The following is a 21,175-nucleotide window of genomic DNA, read 5'->3' on the forward strand; positions in this document are numbered from 1 at the left end:
CTTCCAACCATTAATGACGGAGCCATGATGTCGGGACCGGCAGTGTCGGAGCATGAAGCGAGGATCGTCTGGACGCGGACGACGGAGAGCTTCGCCTATAAGGATTACAACCGCGCCCATGACTGGCTGTTCGAGGGCGGGGTCGGCGTGCCGGCCTCCTCCGCGCCCCGGTTCCTGGGCGACGCCGACCGGGTCGATCCGGAAGGCGCGCTGGTCGCCGCCCTGTCGAGTTGCCACATGCTGACCTTCCTTGCCATCTGCGCGCGGAAGGGGATCGTGGTCGACCGCTATGAAGACGCGGCCGTTGGCGTGCTGGAGAAGGGGCCGGACGGCAAGCTGTGGGTGACGCGGACGGTCCTGCGGCCGAAGATCGTCTTTTCCGGCGATGCGCCGGACGCCGTCGCCCTGGAGGCGCTCCACCATCAGGCCCATGAGGAATGCTTCATCGCCAATTCGGTCAGGACCGAGGTGACGGTGGAGCAGCCGCCCAACTAGAGGTCCAGCACGTCGCGCATGGTGTAGAGGCCGGGCTTCCGGCCGTGCGCCCAGAGGGCGGCCCGCACCGCGCCGCGGGCGTAGATGTCGCGGCCCGACGCCTTGTGGGTCAGCTCCAGCCGCTCGCCGTCGCCGGCGAAGATTACCGTGTGGTCGCCGACCACGTCGCCGCCGCGCAGCGTGGCGAAGCCGATCGCGCCCGCCTCCCGCGCGCCGGTATGGCCGTCGCGGCTGCGCACCGCCTTCTCGTCCAGCGCGACCTCGCGGCCGGCCGCCGCCGCCCGGCCCAGCGCCAGCGCGGTGCCCGACGGTGCGTCGACCTTCCGGCGATGGTGCATCTCCAGGATCTCGATATCGTATTCGTCACCCAGCGTCCGGGCCACGCGCTCGACCAGCGCCTCCAGCAGCGTGACGCCCAGGCTCATATTGGCGGCCTGGATGATCGGCGTGTGCCGCGCCGCCTTGCTGAGCGCGTTCTCGTCCCCGTCGCTGAGGCCGGTGGTGCCGATGACATGGATCGTCTTGCCCTGCGCGGCGAGGGCGGAGAAGCGGCGGGTGGCGGTCGGGGTCGTGAAGTCCAGCACCGCGTCCGCATCCGCGAACAGCGGCACGGGATCGTCCTCGACCCGCACGTTGCACGGATCGAGGCCGGCCAGGATGCCGGCGTCATGGCCCAGCGCACTCGATCCCTCCCGGGCCACCGCGCCGACCAGCTCGCAGCCGCGATCGCGGGAGGTCAGGACCTCCCTCAGCAGCATCCGCCCCATCCGGCCCGCGCAGCCGACCACGCCGAACTTCATCGCCTCACATCCCTGGATTCCGAACGATAGGCGCACAAAAGCAACCGGCGGCGTCCGGATCAACCCCCCATGATCGGCCCCGATGATCGTCAGAGGGTCGGGCCGGAGGTCAGGCCGTCAGGGGAACGCTTCGGTTGATCGTCTGCGGATCGTAGAGCAGCGCCGTCTTCTCCGACCCGTCCAGATCTTCCCCGGCGCTCAGCTTGCGGCGAGCCTCGGCCAGCAGATCGGCATCTTCGGAGACCGTCTCCGGATTGGCGGCGAGGAGCACCTGATGCAGCGCGTTCGCCGCCCGATCGTGGAGGATGCGGGCCAGCCCGTCGCCCTGCGGCAGTTCGGCCTCCAACTCCTCCGCGATCTGATTGGATCGGGGGATGACCAGCGGCGGCGCCACCTCCTCCGGGATGATGAAGAGGCCCCTCTCCTTCGCCCACAAGCCCCAGGACCGCTTGGCGCTGAGATAGGAGATCGGGATCGACAGCAGCAGGCCGGCGATCAGCGGCGACAGCCACCAGACCAGCGGCGGCGACAGGAACCAGGCGGTGACGCCGACCGCTACGCCGAACAGCGTATGGCCGATATGGCGGGCGAAGGCCTCCCGCCAGGTCATGCCGGTATCGTCGCGGCGCTGGGTCGTCCAGCCGACGCCCTGCCCCAGCAGGATCTGGATCACGAAGCTGGACTGGAACAGCATCATGATCGGCGCCAGCAGAGTGGAGAACGCCGTCTCCAGGATGACGCTGAAGGTCAGCCGCCCCGCGCCGCCGCACCGTTCAGCCATCCGGCCGTCGCGCAGGAACAGCAGCAGGCCGAGCAGGCGGGGCAGCAGCAGCATGCCCAGCGCCACCGCGAACAGGCTGATCGCCAGCGCCTCGTTGAAGATCGGCCAGGTCGGGAACAGGGGGTCGGTCGACCGGAAATAGATCGGCTCCGTCACGCTGCCCTCGATCGCCAGCATCAGCCCCGCGAACAGGAAGGCGAGCCACAACGGGGAGGAGACGTAGGAGAGGATGCCGGTCAGCAGGTGAAGGCGGCTGATCGGGTGCAGCCCGCGCGCCAGGATGATCTTGCCGTGCTGGAGGTTGCCCTGGCACCAGCGACGGTCGCGCTTGGCGTAGTCCAGGAGCGTCGGCGGGCATTCCTCGTAGGATCCCTCCAGCTCCGGCGCCATCCAGACATGCCAGCCCGCGCGCCGCAGCAGCGCCGCCTCCACGAAATCATGGCTGAGGATATGGCCGCCGAAGGGCGCGCGGCCCGGCAGGTGGGGAAGGCCGCAATGGTCGGTGAAGGGACGCACGCGGATGATCGCGTTGTGGCCCCAATAATTGCCCTCGCTCAACTGCCAGAAGGCCAGCCCCGCGGAGAAGACGGGTCCGTAGATCCGCCCCGCGAACTGCAGCATGCGGGAGATCAGCGCGTTGCGGTTGACGATCAGCGGCGGCGCCTGGATAAGCGCCGTCTTCGGGTTCGCCTGCATCAGCCGGACGAACGTCACCAGCGTCTCGCCCGTCATCAGGCTGTCGGCGTCCAGCACCACCATGTTCTCGTAATGGCGGCCCCAGCGGCGGCAGAAATCGGCGATGTTGCCGCTCTTGCGTTCGATGTTGTGGCGGCGCTTGCGATAGAAGATGCGCCCGCCGGCATCCAGCCGCTGGCAGATCGCGTTCCAGGCCAGTTCCTCCGCGATCCAGCTGTCGGGATCGGTGGAATCGCTCAGCACATAGAAATCGAAGGCGTCGAGATGGCCGGTCGCCGCCACCGATTCGTAGATCGCCTGGACATTGGCGAAGACCCGGGCAGCGTCCTCATTATAGGTCGCCATCAGGATGGCGGTGCGCTGGTGAAGCGGGGAATCGTCCCCTTCTTCCGGCCAGACCAGCCCGGCCCCGCGCCGGCCGATCAGGAGGGCGAAGAAGCCGGCGATCCCGGTCCAGAAGGACAGCGACACCCAGGAGAAGCTGGCGGCGAACAGGGCCAGCAGCAGGATATCGATCCAGCCGACGCCGTCGCCGGCCAGGACCGCATACATCTGCGCCACCGCCACCGTGGCGGTGGCGATGGCGAATCCGAAGACGAACAGACGGCGGAATGCTCCGCTGACGCCGTTGGCGGATGGACCTGCCATATCCGGCGTCGTCCTTCGATCCTGAGAGGTTCTAGTGTTCCGATGCCGACGGATGGTTCCCATCCGTCGGCTGAATCGGAACACCAACTTTTTGAATCCAGTGCGATTCAGCTTTCAATGCTTGGGAACCAAGCGTTGAAACCATCGCACTAGGCCGGCTGGCCGCTGATCCGCTGCGGCTCCGGCCGGCGGAAGGGGATCAGGGACGGCGCGCGAAGTTCCTGCGCGACCATCGGCACGGGGATGGGCTCCGGGGCCGGCACGGGGGCCGCCCGCCGCAGGGTGGCGACGAATCCTTCCGGCAGTTCCTCCTCGGCAAGGAACAGGGACGACCAGCGGTCGGGGCCGGCGATCAGGAAGGCCGCGCGCCCGATCTGGGCGGCCATGTGCGGCCGGGTCAGCCGGGGGCCCAGCAGGTCGGCGAACCAGTTATTGACCGCGCGCTCGGCCCGCTGCGGGGCGCCGCACGGGTCGTCGGCGGCTTCGGCCTCCGCCATGAAACGATCGGCCAGGGCGGACAGGATCGCCGCGTCGGTGATGCCGAAACCGAAGAAATAGTCGACAAGCGCCCGCCGGATCTTCGTCCGGTCGGAGACCGCGCCGAAAGCGGTGTCGATCAGGGTGTCCATTGATAGCTCCATGTCTCGGATATGATTTCCGAGTCGAGTTTGAGAATGCAGCGCAACTCCACGACCTCGTCGCCGTCGGCATGCAAATCGAAAAACACCCGCCAACCCTTCATGACGGGGTTGTACTGGGCGACGGGGGTCGTGATCTCACCCCTGCTGATCGTGACCTCCGCGATAACCGGCGAGTCGGCAGGAAGTTCCTCAAGCCGTCCGCCGCCGAAATCGATGACGAACTTGCGCCCGCCCTCGCCTTCCGCCTCGTCCTCGACGCCGGGTACGCCGGCGTCTCCGGTGCGCGTTCCCCACACTTCAGCCTCGTCCGGGCGCTGGGGGGATTCCAGGCACCAGTGCAACCGATAGGAGAGCCGCCATTCCGACCCTGCCTCCACCGGCTGTTCGGGGACCCAAAAAGCCACGATATTGTCGTGGATTTCTTCCAGGGTCGGGATTTCCACCAGTTCCACGGCCCCCCGGCCCCAATCCTCCGTGGGTTCGACCCACAGGCTCGGCCGGCGGTCGTAACGGGCCTCCAGGTCAAGGTAATGGCTGAAGTCCCGATCTCGTTGCAGCAGGCCGAAACCGCGCGGATTCTCGTCCAGGAAGGAGCTGACGCGCAGCCTGCGGGGATTGACCAGCGGCCGCCAGATCCATTCCCCGGCGCCGGTCCACAACGACAGCCCCTCGCTGTCATGGACCTGCGGCCGGAAATCGTCATGGTCGGAGGGGTCGGCCTCTCCGAAGAAGAACATGCTGGTCATCGGCGCGATGCCCAGCTTCTCGATCGCCGCGCGCGGGAACAGGACGGCCTGCGTCTCGATACTGGTGTTCACGCCCGGCCGGATCAGGAAGCTGTAGGCCCCGGCGACGCTGGGGCTGTCCAGCAGGGCGTAGAGCCTCATTTCCGTCGCGCCGTCGGCCGGCCGCTCCAGCCAGAAGGCGGTGAAGTAGGGGAATTCCTCCCCCTTCTGGAGCGCCGTGTCGATCGCCAGCCCGCGCGCCGAAAGCCCGTATTGCTGGTCCTTGCCCAGCGCACGGAAATAGCTGGCGCCCAGGAACACCGCCAACTCGTCGAAATAGTCCGGCCGGTTCAACTGGTGGTGCAGGCGAAAGCCGGCGAAGCCCAGCGTTTCGGGCAGCCCGTCATGGAAGCCGTTGGACCCGAAATCGAACAGCTTCGGATCGTACAGCACCTCGCGCGCCATGCCCTCCACCACCTCGAAGATGTGGACCGGGCGGTTGAAGTGGGCACCCAGATGGAAGAACTGCGCGTGGAAGGGCAGTTCCAGGTCGCGCCACAGCGCCTCGTCGGGATTGTAGCGGATGTCGCGATACTCGTCGTAATCCACCGCCTCCAGCGCGTCCGGTAGGTCGCCCGACGGGGGCTGGTATCCTTCCGCCGCCATCGCGCGGGCACGCTCCACCAGCGTCTCGAACGAAAAGGCGGCGCCTTCCTCGGCAATGCTCGGCGCGGCCCACAGCGGGCCGGTCCCGAGCGAGGACGCAGCCATGGAAAGGAGCGCCAGACGGGCGGTTCCGACGAGGAGCGATCGACGGTTCATTAAACGGACCATGTACGGGAATAGGTGGGTGGCTCGACGCGTTCTACGCTACCGGGAGACCGTGACGTTCTGCGCTGAAAACATGGTCTTTTTGTGCCCTGCAGCAAAGATAGCCATCCCATCGTTCTTGGGCGCGATCAATAGGCTTCACAGAAGCCGGAATCTCCGGCGTCAGCCTCCGCGCCTGGATCCTACGGTCCCTGCGGTTTCCCGCACTTCAACGCCCCCGCACGCAAAAGCAGGAGCGCCCGCCGCGGGCTTCCTCCAGGATTTCCCCAGGATTCCCGTGGCGTTTCATGCTTAACGATCATTAATGATCAGGGGTTGCCGGATGTTCCCTGACAATGAGTCGCGGGGGAGTCGCGGGGGAGTCGCGGCCTCGCGGAATGGCCGCGAGGTTTTGACAATTGCAATTTCAGCAGATCAGTCCGGTCAGTCCTTCAGGTCTTCGAAGAACTCCTTCACCCGGGCGAAGAAGCCGGCGCTCTCCGGGTGGGTGTATTCCGGCCCCCGCTCCTTCTCGAATTCCTCGAGAAGCTCCCGCTGGCGCTTCGACAGATTGGTCGGCGTCTCCACCTGGACCAGCACATACATGTCGCCGCGATTGGGCGACCGCAGGATCGACATCCCCTTGCCGCGCAGGCGGAACTGGGCGCCTGTCTGGGTTCCGGGAGGAATGGTGACGTTCGCCCGGCCGCCATCGATGGTCGGCACCTCGATCGGTCCGCCCAGCGACGCCGTGGTCATCGGCATCGGCACCTTGCAATGGATGTCCGCGCCATCGCGCTGGAACAGCCGGTGCGGCTTCAGCGACAGGAAGATGTAGAGGTCGCCCGGCGGCGCGCCCCGCAGCCCCGCCTCTCCCTCGCCGGCGAGGCGGATGCGCGTGCCGTCCTCCACCCCGGCGGGGATGTTGACCTGAAGCGACCGCTCCTTGCGCGTCCGGCCGCTGCCGGCGCAGGCCCGGCAGGGATCCTTGATGACCCGGCCGGCCCCGCCGCAGGTCGGGCAGCTCCGCTCGATCGTGAAGAAACCCTGCTGGGCGCGGACCTTGCCGATCCCGGTGCAGGTCGGGCAGATCGAGGGCTGGGAGCCGCCTTCCGCGCCCGTGCCGGCGCAGACCTCGCAGACGGTGGAGGTCGGCACCCGGATCGTCGCCTGCTTGCCCTTGAAGGCTTCCTCAAGCGAGATCTCCATATTGTAGCGCATGTCCGCGCCACGGCCGGACACGCCGCCGCGCGCGCCGCGGCGCTGACCCATGAAGTCGCCGAACATCTCGTCGAAGATGTCCGCGAAGCCGGAGGAGAAATCGAAGCCGCCGGCAGGTCCGCGCGGACCGCCGCCATTCTCGAAGGCGGCATGGCCGAAGCGGTCGTAGGCGGCGCGCTTCTGCTCGTCCTTCAGGACGTCGTAGGCTTCGCTGATTTCCTTGAACTTGCGTTCCGCGGCCTCGTCACCCGGATTGCGGTCCGGATGGTATTTCATCGCCAGCGTGCGATAGGCCTTCTTGATCTCGCCGGCGGCGGCATCCCGGCCGACTCCCAATTCCTGGTAATAATCCTGCTTCGCCATCCGATCCCTCGGCCTCCTTCGGCGACCCCCTTATGGCCGGGCCCTCAACCTGAAGCCGCCCCGCCGGTCGGGCTTTTGACTGCCCAACCGCCGGGGCGGCGTTACCGGACCGGCCCCTTGAACGGGCCGGTCGTCAGGCGGACTTCTTCTTGTCGTCGTCGTCGACTTCCTCGAAATCGGCGTCGACCACGCCATCGTCGGGCTTCTGGCCGCCGGCCTCGCCCGATGCGTCCTCGCCGGCCTCGCCTTCGGCCGCCTGGGACTTGTACATCGCCTCGCCGGCCTTCATCGATACCTGCGCCAGCGCATCGGTCTTGGCCTTGATCTCGGCGACATCGTCGCCGCCCGCGACCTCGCGCAGCTCGTTCAACGCGGCCTCGATCTCCGCTTTGGTCGCGGCGTCGACCTTGTCGCCGAACTCCGAAAGCTGCTTCTCGGTCGCGTGGACCAGGCTGTCGGCCTGGTTCTTCGCGTCGACCAGTTCACGCCGCTTCTTGTCCTCTTCGGCGTTGGCCTCGGCGTCCTTGACCATCGTCTCGATGTCGGCGTCGGAAAGGCCACCGGAGGCCTGGATGCGGATCGCCTGCTCCTTGCCGGTCGCCTTGTCCTTGGCGGAGACGTTGACGATGCCGTTGGCGTCGATGTCGAACGTGACCTCGACCTGCGGCACGCCACGCGGCGCCGACGGGATGCCGACCAGGTCGAACTGGCCCAGCAGCTTGTTGTCCGCCGCCATCTCGCGCTCGCCCTGGAAGACCCGGATCGTGACCGCCGTCTGGTTGTCCTCGGCGGTGGAGAAGGTCTGGGACTTCTTGGTCGGGATCGTCGTGTTGCGGTCGATCAGACGGGTGAAGACCCCGCCCAGCGTCTCGATGCCCAGCGACAGCGGAGTCACGTCCAGCAGCAGGACGTCCTTGACCTCGCCCTGCAGCACGCCGGCCTGGATCGCCGCGCCGATCGCCACGACCTCGTCCGGGTTGACGCCGCGATGCGGCTCACGCCCGAAGAAGCTCTTCACCGCCTCGATCACCTTGGGCATGCGGGTCATGCCGCCGACCAGGATGACCTCGTCGATCTCGCTGGCCTTCAGCCCGGCATCCTTGAGCGCCGCCTTGCAGGGGCCGATCGTGCGCTGGATCAGCTCATCGACAAGCTGCTCCAGCTTGGCGCGGGACAGCTTGATGTTGAGATGCTTCGGCCCGCTCTGGTCCGCGGTGATGAAGGGCAGGTTGACGTCGGTCTGGGAGGCCGAGGACAGCTCGATCTTCGCCTTCTCCGCCGCTTCCTTCAGTCGCTGCAGCGCCAGCTTGTCGGAGCGCAGGTCGATCCCGCTCTCCTTTTTGAACTCGTCGGCCAGATAGCCGATGATCTTGGAATCGAAATCCTCGCCGCCCAGGAAGGTGTCGCCGTTGGTCGACTTCACCTCGAAGACGCCATCGCCGATTTCCAGCACGGAGACGTCGAAAGTGCCGCCGCCCAGATCGTAGACGGCGATCGTGCCCGTGCCCTTCTTCTCAAGCCCGTAGGCAAGAGCGGCGGCCGTCGGCTCGTTGATGATGCGCAGCACTTCCAGCCCGGCGATCTTGCCGGCGTCCTTGGTCGCCTGACGCTGGCTGTCGTTGAAGTAGGCGGGGACGGTGATGACCGCCTGGGTCACGGGCTCGCCCAGATAGTTCTCCGCCGTCTCCTTCATCTTCTGCAGGATGAAAGCGCTGATCTGGCTCGGCGCGTACTTCTTTCCGCGCTCCTCCACCCAGGCGTCGCCATTGTCGCCTTCGATGATCTTGTACGGCACCAGACCCTTGTCCTTCTGGGTCATCGGGTCGTCGTACCGGCGGCCGATCAGCCGCTTGACCGCGAAGATCGTGTTTTCCGGATTGGTCACCGCCTGCCGCTTGGCGGACTGGCCGACCAGCCGCTCATCGCCCTCGGCGAAGGCGACGATCGACGGGGTGGTGCGCCCGCCCTCGGCATTCTCGACCACCTTCGCCTGCGACCCGTCCATCACGGCGACGCAAGAGTTGGTGGTGCCCAGATCGATACCGATTACCTTACCCATCTAGTTCCTCGTTCCTATTTCGGCAGAGTCGCGGAAGCCCGGTTTAGTCGAAGGCGCTGCCGCGATCCCCTAGGCTCAATGATTCTCGTCACACCGGTTCGGGCGACGGGAGGTTCACCGGAGATATAGGCGCGGGCTAAAGCCCCTGCAACCGCTCGGGATATCGCCCCTGCATCGGAATTGCACAAGAGGGGCCGGTGGATATTCAGACCAGGATGTCGATTCGCTGCGGCGGCGGCCGCCGCGCGATCAGCAAGCCGGCGGCGAATCCGCCCAGATGGGCCGGCCACGCGATTTCGCCGCTCAGCCCGAAAAGCGCGCCGCCGACCAACGCGAAGATGACGTTGGCCCCGACCAGCGCGATCACGATATTGCGGGCGAGCCGCCGACGCCGCGGGTCCAGGGGATCGGTCGCCATCAGCCGGACCACGCCGCCGACGCAGCCCGACACCGCGCCCGACGCGCCGTACATCTGCACCCAATCGTTCCAGTCGAAAACCGTCTGGACCAGCGCCCCGGCCACGGCGCTGCCGACCAGGAGCAGCAGGTAGCGCCGGACGCCCAGCGCCCGTTCGCAACCGCTGCCGAAGGCCAGCAGGAAGCCGACATTGGCGATCAGGTGGATGCCGTCGAAATGGATGAAGGCGTGGGTGAGAAGCGTCGCCGCCGTCCACAGCCCTTCCAACGAGAAGGGCGTCTCCAGCGCGGCGGCGATGCGCGTCGGCACGACGCTGAAATAAAGCGCGGCGAAATCCTGGCCGTCCGGCGGCAGCAGGTGCAGGAGGCCGAACACGATGGCCAGCAGGCTGGCGAAGGTGAGCGTGACCGGCGGGACGTTGAAGATCGGCGTCCGGCCCTGCTGGCCGCCTCTGTCGTCCGGTGGCGGCGACGCCGGATATCGATTGCCGGGATAGGTCATGCTCTCCACGAAGGATGGCGCGGCTGGGGGCTTGCACGGCTAGGCTTGCGCGGCTGGAAGCCTACCCGCGCCCGCGCTTTACCGCCAGCCATCCCGACGCCGGTCGGAAGGATCAGCGGTCCATGTTCTTCCGGTTGGAATAGAAGAGCAGCCCCATCAGCACGATCCCGAGCGCCAGGGTCCCGGCCCCGCCGATGATGATGGCGGCGATTCCGTGCCCGCTCATCGCCGCTGCGCCGCCGGCGGCCTCGCCCATGGACTGCCAGACATCCACCGCGATCCAGATCGCCCCGCCCAGCAGCCCGGCCATCACCACGATCAGGAGAATGCTGGCGACTGAGAGTTTCATGACGACACCTGTTGAAAGCGTCCTATTCCGAGGGCGGCTTGGTCGGATGGGGCATGCCCACGGCATGGAAACCGCCATCGACATGATGGGTTTCCCCGGTAACGCCGCCCGAAAGGTTACTCAACAGATATAGGGCCGCGCCGCCGACTTCTTCCATCAATACGTTGCGGCGAAGTGGCGCGGTGTCCTGGCTGAACTTGAAGACGTAGCGCGCGTCGGCGATGGCGCTGCCGGCCAGCGTGCGCATCGGCCCGGCGGAGATGGAATTGACGCGGATACCCTCTGGTCCCAGATCGGCCGCCAGATACCGGACCGACGCCTCCAGCGCCGCCTTGGCGACGCCCATGACGTTGTAGTTCGGCATCACCCGCTCCGCGCCCAGATAGGTGAGCGTGACGATGCTGCCGCCATTGGTCATCATCGGGGCCGCGCGGCGCGCGAGCGCGGTCAGGGAATAGCAGGAGATCTTGAGCGTCCGTGCGAAATTGTCCGCCGTCGTATCGACATAGCGGCCCTTCAGCTCGTTCTTGTCGGAATAGGCGATGGCGTGGACCAGGAAATCCAGCCCGCCCCATTCCTCCCGCAGCCGGTCGAAGAGGGCGTCGATGCTGTCCTCGTCGCCCACGTCGCAGGGCATCACCAACTGGCTGCCGACGGAATTGGCCAGCGGCTCGACCCGCCGCCGGAAGGATTCGCCCTGATAGGTGAAGGCGAGTTCCGCCCCGTGCTGCCGCAAAAGCTGGGCGATGCCCCAGGCAATCGAATGGTCGTTGGCGACGCCCATGATCAGGCCGCGCTTGCCGGCCATCAGGCCTGTCTCGGTCATCGGCTCCGGTCCCGGGTTATTGGTGGAATCAGGCATCGTGTCGCCGGAAGGCGAGGGTCGCGTTGGTGCCGCCGAAGCCGAAGCTGTTCGACATCACGCAGTTGAGGCCGGCATCGTCGCGCCGCTCCAGCGCGACCGGCATGCCTTCCGCCGCCGGGTCCAGCTCTTCGATATGCGCCGACGCCGCGACGAAATCATGGTTCAGCATCAGCAGGCTGTAGATCGCCTCCTGCACCCCGGCCGCGCCCAGCGAATGGCCGGTCAGCGATTTGGTGGAGTTGATCGCCGGCAGCCGGTCGCCATCGCCGAATACCTCCCGGATCGCCTCCAGCTCGCGAAGGTCGCCGATCGGCGTGGAGGTGCCGTGGGCGTTGATATAGTCGACCGGGCAGTCCAGCGTCGCCATCGCCTGCCGCATGCAGCGAACGGCGCCTTCACCGGAAGGTTGCACCATGTCGTAGCCGTCCGAGGTCGCGCCATAGCCGACCAGCTCGCCATAGATCCTGGCGCCGCGCGCTTTGGCGTGCTCCAGCTCCTCCAGCACCACGACGCCGCCGCCTCCGGCGATCACGAAACCGTCGCGCCCGGCATCGTAGGCGCGGGAGGCCACGGCGGGCGTGTCGTTATATTTGGAGGAGAGCGCGCCCATGGCGTCGAACAGCACAGACAGCGTCCAGTGCAGCTCCTCGCCGCCGCCGGCGAAGACGATGTCCTGCTTGCCCCACTGGATCAGCTCGGCCCCGTTGCCGATGCAGTGGGCGCTGGTCGAGCAGGCGGAGCTGATCGAATAGTTGACGCCCTTGATCTTGAACGGCGTGGCCAGCGTCGCGGAATTGGTCGACGACATGCAGCGCGGCACCATGTAAGGCCCGACCCGCTTGGGCCCCTTCTCGCGCGCTATGTCGGCCGACGCGACGAGGTTGGAGGTCGAGGGTCCGCCCGATCCCATGATCAGGCCCGACCGCTCGTTGGAGACGTCGTTCTCATCCAGCCCGGCATCGGCGATCGCCTGTTCCATGGCGATGTAGTTGTAGGCCGCCCCTTCGCCCATGAAGCGCTTCAGCTTCCGGTCGACATGGTCGTCGGTGTTCATCTTGACCGCGCCATGGACCTGGCTGCGGAAGCCCAGCTCCGCATATTCCGGCGCGGCGACGATGCCCGACTTGCCCTCGCGCAGGCTGGCGAGGACTTCTTCCTGGTTGTTGCCGATCGATGAAACGATGCCGATTCCGGTCACCACCACGCGTCGCATGCAAACTCTCCGTAACGCTGTTCGTGGCTACAGTTGGTCGGTCGAGGTGAACAATCCAACCCGGAGGTCCTTCGCCTCATAGATCGTCTTGCCGTCGACCAGCACGGTTCCGTCGGCGATGCCCAGCACCAGCCTCCGGTTGATGACCCGCTTGAGGTCCAGGCGATAGGTCACCTTGGAGGCTTCCGGCAGCACCTGGCCCGTGAACTTGACCTCGCCCACCCCCAGCGCGCGGCCCCGGCCGGGCGCACCCGTCCAGCCCAGATAGAAGCCGACGAGTTGCCACAGCGCGTCCAGCCCCAGGCAGCCCGGCATCACGGGATCGCTCTCGAAATGGCATTCGAAGAACCAGAGGTCGGGCTTGACGTCCAGTTCGGCCTCGATCTCGCCCTTGCCGTGGGCGCCGCCCTGGTCCGCGATCCTGGTGATGCGATCGAACATCAGCATCGGCGGCAGGGGCAGGCGGGCATTGCCGGGCCCGAAAAGCTCGCCATGGCCGCATTTGAGGAGATCTTCGTAGCTGTAGCTGTTTTTGCCGGTCACGACCGTCTTTAACCTGGTTTCAAGGGCGGGTTTGAGAGCCGGACTGTAGCGGATTCCCTACGGCGCACAAGGCTGGACTGCCTTCGCGCGCCCACTGTCACTCGATCGTTTCAGCCGGATAGAGGCCCCATATGTCCTCGCGCCTCAGCCATCCGCCATAGCCGCTGACCTCGCAATAGCACCATCCGGCGGCGGGATCGGACGGGCCGGGGCAGGAGACGAGACGGCCCAGCACGCCGGGTTCGGCGCGGGCGACCGCCGGCGCGTCCTCGCGCGGCTCCACCCGCAGCGTCGCCGGAATCTCGCCTCTCACCAGCAGGGACCGGCCGCCCGACAGCATCGACTGGTGGACCCACCCCTCCGTGCCTTCGACATCCCGGATGCGCCGCCAGGTGTCGAACTCCGCCACGATCTCCACCGGCAGCGCCTTGCGCACGAAGACCCAGTCGACGGGATAGCGCGATCCGGGGCCGGTGCGGACGTTCACCTCGTCGGCGCGGAGGGAAACGAAGCGCGGGATCGGCAGGCCGCTTTCGGTCTCCGGCTCCTGCGCCGGGGCGGCGGCCGCGAGCATCGACAGCAGGAGGGTCGGCAGGAGAAGAAATCGGAATGACATGGGACCATGAGGCGGAATCGGGAGGTTTCGACTATAGGGGTCCGGCCTCCCGCGGGGTCAAGGCCGGACCATCCGGCCTCCCGATCGCGCTGGACGACGCACCGGCCGCTTGGTATGGCGATGGGCCCGTTGCCACGGCGGAAAGGCCGCGCCCATGCCGGAGAGGAAGAAGCCGCTCGTCATCGTCACCCGGAAGCTGCCGGATGCGATCGAGACCCGGATGATGGAGCTGTTCGACACCAGGCTCAATCTGGATGACGAGCCGATGTCCCGCGACCAGTTGATCGCCGCGGCGGCGGAGGCCGACGTGCTGGTGCCGACCGTCACCGATACGCTGGATGCCGGCGTGATCGAGGCGGCCGGGCCTCGCCTGAAGCTGATCGCCAGCTTCGGCACCGGCATCGACCATATCGATTTGCGCAGCGCCAAGGCGCGGAACATCACCGTCACCAACACGCCGGGCGTGCTGACGGAAGATACCGCCGACATGACGATGGCGCTGATCCTGGCCGCCGCCCGCCGGCTGGTGGAGGGCGAACGGCTGGTCCGGTCCGGCGACTGGACCGGCTGGGGCCCGACCTCCATGCTGGGCCACCGGCTGTCGGGCAAGCGGCTGGGCATCATCGGCATGGGCCGGATCGGACAGGCGGTGGCGCGGCGGGCGCGCGGCTTCGGCCTGTCGATCCACTATCACAACCGCCGGCGCGTGCATCCGGAAGTCGAATCGGAGCTGGAGGCGACCTACTGGGAAAGCCTGGACCAGATGCTGGCGCGGATGGACATCATCTCCACCAACTGCCCGCACACGCCGGCCACCTACCATCTGCTTTCCGCCCGCCGGCTGGCGCTGCTGCGCCGGGAGGCCATCCTGGTCAACACCTCGCGCGGTGAGGTGATCGACGAGACGGCGCTGACCAAAATGCTTCAGCGCGGGGAACTGGGCGCGGCCGGCCTGGACGTGTTCGAGCATGAGCCCGCCGTCAACCCGAAGCTGCTGAAGCTGCCCAACGTCGTGCTGCTGCCCCATATGGGCTCGGCGACGCTGGAGGGGCGGCTGGACATGGGTCAGAAGGTGATCGTCAACATCCGCACCTTCGCCGACGGCCACACCCCGCCCGACCGGGTGCTGGAAACGGAATTCTGAAGGGTCAGACGAACAGCAGCCCGCCATCCGGCCTGGCTTCGTTCAGGAAGGTGACGATTCCCGCCATTTCGATCCGCAGGGCGGGATCGAGCTCCGCCCGGTCGATGCCCTCCGCCCGCAGCCCCATCTCGCAGGCGATGAAGCGGACGCCGAGATCCCGGCACGCCTCCAGAAGCTCCGGGAAGGTCGCCACGCCGCGCTCCGCCAGCCGGGCGTCGGCTTCCGCCGCATCGCCCTCCAGCCTCCGCCAGCCGTCCGGGATCAGCGCGTTCAGCGCCCGTCCGGTGAAGAACAGGGTCGCCGGACGATTGGTCGCCGCCGCCGCGCTGGCCATCGCCAGCGCGTAATGGATTCGGGCGAAGCCGCCATCGAAGACGATGATCGAAAGGCGCCCCAGACCCTCAGGCATGGGCCGACAGATCGGTGATCGTCGGGTCCCGGCCGCAGAGCAGGCAGGCCGGGTCCGGCTTGACAACCATCGGCTGGAACCGCGCGTTCAGCGCGTCGACCAGCAGCAGCCGGCCGGACAGGCTCTCCCCCACCCCCAATATCTCCTTCAGCACCTCGGTCGCCTGGAGCGTGCCCATCAGACCGGCCAGCGCGCCCAGAACGCCGGCCTCGCTGCAACTCGGGATCAGGCCTGGCGGCGGCGGTTCGGGGAAGATGCAGCGATAGCAGGGATGATCGCCGCCCAGATGGGACTTGAACGTCCCGATCTGCCCCTCGAAACGCAGCATCGCGGCGGAGACCAGAATCTTGCCCGCCAGCCGGCAGGCATCGTTCAGCAGGTATCGGGTGGCGAAATTGTCGCTGCCATCCGCGACGATGTCGAACCCGTCCAGCACGGCAAGCGCATTGGCGGCGGTCAGCCGCTCGGGCAGCCGCGTCACCCGCACGTCGGGATTGATGGCCGCGATCCGGTCTGCGGCGCTGTCGACCTTGGGCCGGCCGACGCCGTTGGTATCGTGGATGATTTGCCGCTGGAGGTTGGATAGGTCGACCCGGTCGTCGTCGATGATCCCCAGCGAGCCCACGCCGGCCGCCGCCAGATAGAGCAGCAGCGGCGCGCCCAGCCCGCCCGCGCCGACGACCAGCACCCTCGCCGCCAGCAGCTTCTCCTGCCCCGTCCCGCCCACCTCCGGCAACAGGATGTGCCGCGCATACCGCCTGATCTGCGTTTCGGAAAGCTCCATGCGCGCCAGTCTAGAACGCCCGCTCGCCCCGTCAAAGGGCGGCGAGCGCTCTATGGATGCTGTTTTGTTGGTCATTCCGGACTTGATCCGGAATCCATGGGCCGCCACCACGTCACCGGCGGAGAAGGACGGGCGGACCCAACTTTGCCCTCTCCTGCGAAGCGGGGGAGGGAGGGGACCCGCGCCGTAGGCGTGGGGAGGGTGGGGGTGTTCGGGGTACCAGCGCCGCCGCCGGCTTCAAAACCCTCACCCTCCCACCGCTTCGCGGCGGGTCCCTCCCTCTCCCGCAAGCAGGAGAGGGGAAAACTACGACCAAAGTTAGCGTCTATGGGATCAAGTCCGGCATGACCAGGACAATAACGAAAACGCCCCGCTCGGGCGGAGCCGGCGGGGCGTTTCCCTGTCGTTTCGCGCGAGCCTATTCCAGCCCGTCGAACAATGCGGTCGAGAGGTAGCGTTCGGCGATCGAGGGGATGATCACGATGATCTGCTTGCCCTCGTTCTCCGGCCGCGCGCCAACCTCGAACGCCGCGGCCAGCGCCGCGCCGGAGGAGATGCCGGCCGGGAGACCTTCGATCCTGGCCGCCTTGCGCGCCATCTCGAACGACCGCTCGTTGCTGATCTGGACGACCTCGTCGATCAGGTCGGTCTTCAGGATGTCCGGCACGAATCCGGCGCCGAGGCCCTGGATCTTGTGCGGGCCGGGCTGGCCGCCGGAGAGGACGGGGCTGTCCTCCGGCTCCACGGCGATGGCCTTGAAGCTGGGCTTGCGCGCCTTGATGACCTCCGCGACGCCGGTCAGCGTGCCGCCCGTGCCGATGCCGGAGATCAGGATGTCCGCGCCGCCGTCGGTGTCCTGCCAGATCTCCTCCGCCGTCGTCCGGCGATGGATTTCCGGGTTCGCGAGGTTCTTGAACTGCTGCGGCATCACCGAATTCGGGATCTCCTTCAGCAACTCTTCCGCCCGCGTGATGGAGCCCTTGATGCCCTGCGCCGCCGGCGTCAGGTGCAGTTCCGCGCCCAGCAGGCGGAGCATCCGTCGCCGTTCGATCGACATGCTTTCCGGCATGGTCAGGATCAGCCGGTAGCCCTTGGCCGCGGCGACGAAGGCGAGCGCAATGCCGGTGTTGCCGGAGGTCGGCTCGATCAGGACCGTGTCCTTGTTGATCCGGCCATCGGCCTCCATGGCCTCGATCATCGCCCGGCCGATGCGGTCCTTCACGCTGGAAAGCGGGTTAAAGAACTCCAGCTTCGCCAGGACGTCGGCCTTGACGCCGTACTCCGCCTGGAGGCGCTTGACCCTGACCAGCGGCGTCGCGCCGACGGTGTCCAGGATCGAATCATAGATGCGCCCGCGGAATTCCGGCTTCCGGGCGCTGTCGGTGTTGACCGCCGCGACCATTTCAACACTCCCTTAATGTAAAAAATAGGATTTCACATATCCACCAGTGAATTTAGGGGACGAACCGGAGAATTTAAATCGAAAAATCGAAAGCTGTCTCGGACTCCCGCGCGATGCCCTCTGCCTGGGCGCGTTTGCACAGATCGTCGATCGTCATCTCGTCCAGCGCCGCCATGAAGCCCTGCTGGGTTTCCTGCCACATCGGCCGCACGATCCTGTGGCCCAGATCGGACCCGGCCGTGTCCTCCGACGGATCGCCGGCCGTTTCCATCGATCGAACGACACGCACGATCTCCCCGATCGTGATGCGGCGGCGTTCCTTGGCCAGCCGGTAACCGCCCCGCGGCCCCCGCACGCCGGCCAGCACGCCTTCCCGGACAAGCTGCTGGAGCACCTGTTCCAGATAGCGGCGCGGAATGCCCTGGCGGCGGGTGATCTCGCTCGACTGCACGGGCTCGTCCCCGGCATTGTACGCGATGTCCAGCACCGCTTCGATCGCGAAAAGCAGCTTCTTCGATAGTCTCAGCATCAGCCGGCCGTCCCTGTAGAGCCGAATCCCCCGGCGCCCCGCGCCGTCTCCTCCAGATCCACCGCCTCGCGCCAGCGGGCGGCCGCGTGGCTTGCCACGACCAACTGCGCGATGCGCATGCCCCGCGCGATCGTCGCCGGCTCCCGTCCCAGATTGACCAGGATGACCCCGACCTCCCCGCGATAGTCGGCGTCGATGGTGCCGGGACTGTTCAGCACCGTCAGCCCCTGCTTGAGCGCGAGGCCGGAACGCGGCCGCACCTGCGCCTCATAGCCCGGCGGCAGGGCGATCGCGATGCCGGTCGGCACCAGCGCCCGGTCCCCCGGCGCCAGGACGAGGTCCCGGTCGATGGCGGCCAGCAGATCCATGCCGGCGGCGTGGTCCGTCGCATAGGCGGGAAGCGGCAGGTCGCCCCCGTGGGGCAGCCGCTTGATCGGAATGGTCACGTCGCTCATGTCGTTGCCTGAAAGTGATCCGCGATGCGGGCGGCGAGCCGTTCCCCGACATCCTTCTTGGAGAGAGCCGGCCAGCTTTCCGCGCCGGCCTCGGTGATGAGATGGACGCTGTTGCTGTCCCCGCCGAACGTGCCGGCGGCCGCCGAGACATCGTTGGCGACGATCCAGTCGCAGCCCTTGCGGGCGCGCTTGGCGACGGCGTGATCGATGACGGATTCCGTCTCCGCCGCGAACCCGACGACCAGCGCCGGCCGGGCGGAGCCGGGCGCGGAAAGGGTGGCGAGGATATCCGGATTCTCGGTGAGCGCGAGCGAAGGCGGCGCGCCGCCCGTCTTCTTCAGCTTCTGGCCCGCCTCCTCGCCCGCCCGCCAATCGGCGACGGCGGCGGCGCAGACCGCGATATCGGCCGGCAGGGCCGCTTCGCAGGCGGCCAGCATCTCCCGCGCCGTCTCCACGGGGATGAGCCTAACGCCGTTCGGCGGCGGTTCCTGCGTCGGGCCGCTGACCAGCACCGTCTCCGCGCCCAGCCGCGCCAGGGCGGCGGCGATGGCGTGGCCCTGCTTGCCGGAGGATCGGTTGGCGATGTAGCGCACCGGGTCGATCGGCTCATGGGTCGGGCCGCTGGTCACCAGCGCCCGCCGTCCGGCGAGCGGCCGGTTCGCGCCGGAAAGAAGAGCCTCCACCGACGCCACGATGTTCGGCGGCTCGGCCAGCCGGCCCGGCCCTGTCTCGTTCTCCGCCATCGCGCCGGTTTCGGGGTCGACGACCGCGACGCCCCGGTCACGCAGCAGCGCCATGTTGGCCTGCGTCGCCGGGTGGAGCCACATCCGGACGTTCATCGCCGGCGCGATCAGAATCGGCAGGTCCGTCGCCAGCAGCACCGTGGACGCCAGATCGTCGGCGATGCCGTGAGCCATCTTCGCGACGAGGTTCGCCGTCGCCGGGGCGACCACCACCAGGTCGGCGTCCCGCGCCAGCCTGATATGGCCGATGTCCGATTCGTCGTCGAGGGAGAAGAGGTCGGTATAGGCTCGCTCGCTCGCCAGCGCCCCGACGGCCAGCGGCGTCACGAATTCCGTAGCGTTACGGGTCATGACGGCGCGGACGAACGCCCCGCGCTCCCGCAGCCGCCGGATGAGGTCCAGCGCCTTGTAGGCCGCGATGCCGCCGGCGATGATCAGAAGGATGCGCTTGTCGGTGAGCAAGGGCGGCGGCCGTCCGGTTCCGGTTAATCCACAAAAACTTATCCGGGAAGCTTTGATAATACATCTTCCGAATGTGGAACCGATCCTAGACAGGCTGTCTCCGCGCGGCAAGGCCGGAAAGAAAGAAGGCCCCATGAAAAGGGGCCTTCGCTTCGCCGATCGGTCGGGCGATCGGTGGACCGATCAGCTCGCCGTGTCGGAGATGGCGTCCGAGGTTTCTCTGGTGTCCTCGCCCATGCCGCGAATCGTGTTCTCGCAGGCGGCGGCGCCGGCCGCGACGGCCAGCAGCAGGCCGACGAGGGTGAATTTACGAAAGAGCGTGGTCATTGCGATTCTCCGCTTGGTGTTCCTGGGCGATTCGCCGGCCGATCCAGCCGGTAAGGGCGGAAATGCGCGGCCGACGATCGTCTAAGGAACACGGGCGAGCGGGAGTGGGTTCCCCTCGCCCGCCTTTAGCGGAGGGTCAGGTCTGATCCTCGATCGCGTCGCCGCTTTCGTTCAGGTCCTGGCCGATGCCGCGGATCGTGTTGTCGCAGGCCGAAAGGATGCCGGCGAGGCCGAGCATCAGGACGAAGGCGCGAAGAACTGTGGTCACGGATGCACTCCTGGGTTCAGTGGCTTTCCGGAACGAGGATATCGCCGCGCGTCCTTTCCGGCCAGCCCGTCCTTCCGGAAAGCCCTCAATCAGACCCGCCAGCCGCAATGGATCGCCGCGATCCCACCCGTCAGGTTCCGCAAGCCGGCGCGCGCCAGGCCCGCCGCCTCCATGCGCGCCGCCAGCTCCTCCTGCGGGGGAAACTGGCGGATGCTTTCCACCAGATACTGATAGCTGTCGCGATCATGGGCGACCATCTGGCCCAGCCGGGGGATGACATTGAAGGAATAGAGGTCATAGAGCCGGGAAAGGACCGGCAGGACGACCCGGCTGAACTCCAGGCAGAAGAACCGGCCGCCCGGCTTCAGCACCCGGCGCGCCTCGGCCAGCGCGGCGTCGATATGGGTGACGTTCCGCAACCCGAAGGCGATGGTGTAGACGTCCGCAGACCGGTCGGCGATCGGCAGGGCTTCGGCGTTGCCGACCAGGAAGTCCAGCCCGCGCATCCGGCCGCCATCGATCGCCCGGTCGCGGCCGACCCGCACCATATCCTCCGTCAGGTCGCAGACGGCCGCCCGCGCCTCGCCGCCGGCGCGGTCGAGGAAACGGAAGGCGATGTCGCCGGTTCCCCCGGCCACGTCCAGCAGGAACTCCCCCGGCCGCGGACGGATCTGGTCGATGAAGCGGGCCTTCCAGACGCGATGGATACCGCCGCTCATCAGATCGTTCATGATGTCGTAGCGGGTTGCGACGCTGGCGAACACGCCATGCACCAGCGAGGTCTTCTCCGACGGATCGACCGAGCGATAGCCGAACCAGCGGCTTTCCGGATCGCGGTCGCCCCCGGCATGTTTGGCGGGATGCTTGGCGGCATGCCGGGAAGTCTGGGCCATAATCGTCCTCAAATG

Annotated in this window: 23 protein-coding genes; 2 read left to right on the forward strand and 21 right to left on the reverse strand. The window is 67.2% G+C overall.

Annotated features, from left to right (window positions below):
* Positions 1 to 24 precede the first annotated feature (24 nt).
* The gene (locus tag AAFN89_RS03815; protein WP_347536073.1) at positions 25 to 495 is read left to right on the forward strand and encodes an OsmC family protein; all 471 of its coding nucleotides are present in this window, start codon (positions 25 to 27) and stop codon (positions 493 to 495) included.
* On the opposite strand, the gene dapB is transcribed toward AAFN89_RS03815, so the two are convergent.
* The 12 genes from dapB to AAFN89_RS03875 all read right to left on the reverse strand — a co-directional run bounded on the left by dapB (position 492) and on the right by AAFN89_RS03875 (position 13,744).
* Positions 492 to 1,295 carry a 4-hydroxy-tetrahydrodipicolinate reductase gene (gene dapB, locus AAFN89_RS03820; protein ID WP_347536076.1) on the reverse strand — a complete coding sequence of 268 codons (804 nt, stop codon included), beginning with the start codon at positions 1,293 to 1,295 and terminating at the stop codon, positions 492 to 494. The two genes, AAFN89_RS03815 and dapB, sit on opposite strands and share 4 nt — an antisense overlap.
* 109 nt (positions 1,296 to 1,404) lie before the next feature.
* Positions 1,405 to 3,420 (reverse strand): glucans biosynthesis glucosyltransferase MdoH, encoded by a 2,016-nt coding sequence (gene mdoH / locus AAFN89_RS03825; RefSeq protein ID WP_347536078.1) that lies wholly within the window; start codon positions 3,418 to 3,420, stop codon positions 1,405 to 1,407.
* A gap of 149 nt (positions 3,421 to 3,569) precedes the next feature.
* On the reverse strand, positions 3,570 to 4,049 hold the full coding sequence (locus AAFN89_RS03830; RefSeq protein WP_347536080.1) for a hypothetical protein: 480 nt from the start codon (positions 4,047 to 4,049) through the stop codon (positions 3,570 to 3,572).
* On the reverse strand, positions 4,037 to 5,557 hold the full coding sequence (locus AAFN89_RS03835) for a glucan biosynthesis protein G (RefSeq protein WP_347536082.1): 1,521 nt from the start codon (positions 5,555 to 5,557) through the stop codon (positions 4,037 to 4,039). Before AAFN89_RS03835 ends, AAFN89_RS03830 begins: the two co-directional genes overlap by 13 nt.
* Before the next feature lie 483 nt (positions 5,558 to 6,040).
* Positions 6,041 to 7,180: a molecular chaperone DnaJ gene (gene dnaJ, locus AAFN89_RS03840; RefSeq protein ID WP_347536084.1), complete on the reverse strand. Its 1,140-nt coding sequence runs from the start codon at positions 7,178 to 7,180 to the stop codon at positions 6,041 to 6,043.
* A 133-nt stretch (positions 7,181 to 7,313) separates the two neighbouring features.
* A complete protein-coding gene (dnaK, locus tag AAFN89_RS03845) occupies positions 7,314 to 9,239 on the reverse strand; it encodes a molecular chaperone DnaK (protein ID WP_347536086.1) in 1,926 nt (641 codons plus the stop codon).
* Positions 9,240 to 9,444: 205 nt separating this feature from the next.
* A complete protein-coding gene (locus AAFN89_RS03850; RefSeq protein WP_347536088.1) occupies positions 9,445 to 10,158 on the reverse strand; it encodes a rhomboid family intramembrane serine protease in 714 nt (237 codons plus the stop codon).
* Between the two features lie 112 nt (positions 10,159 to 10,270).
* On the reverse strand, positions 10,271 to 10,507 hold the full coding sequence (locus AAFN89_RS03855) for a hypothetical protein (protein WP_347536090.1): 237 nt from the start codon (positions 10,505 to 10,507) through the stop codon (positions 10,271 to 10,273).
* 22 nt (positions 10,508 to 10,529) lie between these two features.
* Complete coding sequence (locus AAFN89_RS03860; RefSeq protein ID WP_347536092.1) at positions 10,530 to 11,333, reverse strand: SDR family oxidoreductase; 804 nt, start codon at positions 11,331 to 11,333, stop codon at positions 10,530 to 10,532.
* Positions 11,334 to 11,361: 28 nt separating this feature from the next.
* Complete coding sequence (gene fabB, locus AAFN89_RS03865; RefSeq protein ID WP_347536094.1) at positions 11,362 to 12,585, reverse strand: beta-ketoacyl-ACP synthase I; 1,224 nt, start codon at positions 12,583 to 12,585, stop codon at positions 11,362 to 11,364.
* 27 nt (positions 12,586 to 12,612) lie between these two features.
* Positions 12,613 to 13,128, reverse strand: coding sequence for a 3-hydroxyacyl-[acyl-carrier-protein] dehydratase FabA (gene fabA, locus AAFN89_RS03870; RefSeq protein ID WP_347536096.1), 516 nt, complete (start codon positions 13,126 to 13,128; stop codon positions 12,613 to 12,615).
* A gap of 97 nt (positions 13,129 to 13,225) precedes the next feature.
* Positions 13,226 to 13,744, reverse strand: a complete 519-nt coding sequence (locus tag AAFN89_RS03875) for an SH3 domain-containing protein (RefSeq protein ID WP_347536098.1) — start codon at positions 13,742 to 13,744, stop codon at positions 13,226 to 13,228.
* A 154-nt stretch (positions 13,745 to 13,898) separates the two neighbouring features.
* On the opposite strand from AAFN89_RS03875, the gene AAFN89_RS03880 reads away from it, so the two are divergent.
* Positions 13,899 to 14,888, forward strand: coding sequence for a D-glycerate dehydrogenase (locus AAFN89_RS03880; protein WP_347536100.1), 990 nt, complete (start codon positions 13,899 to 13,901; stop codon positions 14,886 to 14,888).
* A 4-nt stretch (positions 14,889 to 14,892) separates the two neighbouring features.
* On the opposite strand, the gene AAFN89_RS03885 is transcribed toward AAFN89_RS03880, so the two are convergent.
* From AAFN89_RS03885 to ubiE, 9 genes are all read right to left on the reverse strand, one after another.
* Entirely contained in the window at positions 14,893 to 15,297 is a 405-nt protein-coding gene (locus tag AAFN89_RS03885; protein ID WP_347536103.1) for a DsrE/DsrF/DrsH-like family protein, read from the reverse strand.
* Entirely contained in the window at positions 15,290 to 16,081 is a 792-nt protein-coding gene (gene moeB / locus AAFN89_RS03890) for a molybdopterin-synthase adenylyltransferase MoeB (protein WP_347536105.1), read from the reverse strand. The genes AAFN89_RS03885 and moeB overlap by 8 nt, the downstream gene beginning before the upstream one ends.
* A gap of 418 nt (positions 16,082 to 16,499) precedes the next feature.
* Positions 16,500 to 17,483, reverse strand: coding sequence for a cysteine synthase A (gene cysK / locus AAFN89_RS03895; RefSeq protein ID WP_347536107.1), 984 nt, complete (start codon positions 17,481 to 17,483; stop codon positions 16,500 to 16,502).
* Positions 17,484 to 17,556: 73 nt separating this feature from the next.
* A complete protein-coding gene (locus tag AAFN89_RS03900) occupies positions 17,557 to 18,012 on the reverse strand; it encodes an Rrf2 family transcriptional regulator (RefSeq protein WP_347536109.1) in 456 nt (151 codons plus the stop codon).
* Positions 18,012 to 18,467: a dUTP diphosphatase gene (gene dut / locus AAFN89_RS03905; RefSeq protein WP_347536111.1), complete on the reverse strand. Its 456-nt coding sequence runs from the start codon at positions 18,465 to 18,467 to the stop codon at positions 18,012 to 18,014. The genes AAFN89_RS03900 and dut overlap by 1 nt, the downstream gene beginning before the upstream one ends.
* Entirely contained in the window at positions 18,464 to 19,672 is a 1,209-nt protein-coding gene (gene coaBC, locus AAFN89_RS03910; protein WP_347536114.1) for a bifunctional phosphopantothenoylcysteine decarboxylase/phosphopantothenate--cysteine ligase CoaBC, read from the reverse strand. The genes dut and coaBC overlap by 4 nt, the downstream gene beginning before the upstream one ends.
* 183 nt (positions 19,673 to 19,855) lie before the next feature.
* Complete coding sequence (locus AAFN89_RS03915) at positions 19,856 to 19,999, reverse strand: entericidin (RefSeq protein ID WP_347536116.1); 144 nt, start codon at positions 19,997 to 19,999, stop codon at positions 19,856 to 19,858.
* A gap of 136 nt (positions 20,000 to 20,135) precedes the next feature.
* A complete protein-coding gene (locus tag AAFN89_RS03920) occupies positions 20,136 to 20,267 on the reverse strand; it encodes a hypothetical protein (protein WP_347536118.1) in 132 nt (43 codons plus the stop codon).
* An 89-nt stretch (positions 20,268 to 20,356) separates the two neighbouring features.
* Complete coding sequence (ubiE, locus tag AAFN89_RS03925) at positions 20,357 to 21,160, reverse strand: bifunctional demethylmenaquinone methyltransferase/2-methoxy-6-polyprenyl-1,4-benzoquinol methylase UbiE (RefSeq protein ID WP_347536120.1); 804 nt, start codon at positions 21,158 to 21,160, stop codon at positions 20,357 to 20,359.
* Positions 21,161 to 21,175 lie beyond the last annotated feature (15 nt).

The sequence above is a fragment of the Inquilinus sp. CAU 1745 genome, assembly GCF_039839375.1.
GTDB lineage: Bacteria > Pseudomonadota > Alphaproteobacteria > DSM-16000 > Inquilinaceae > JBDOQU01.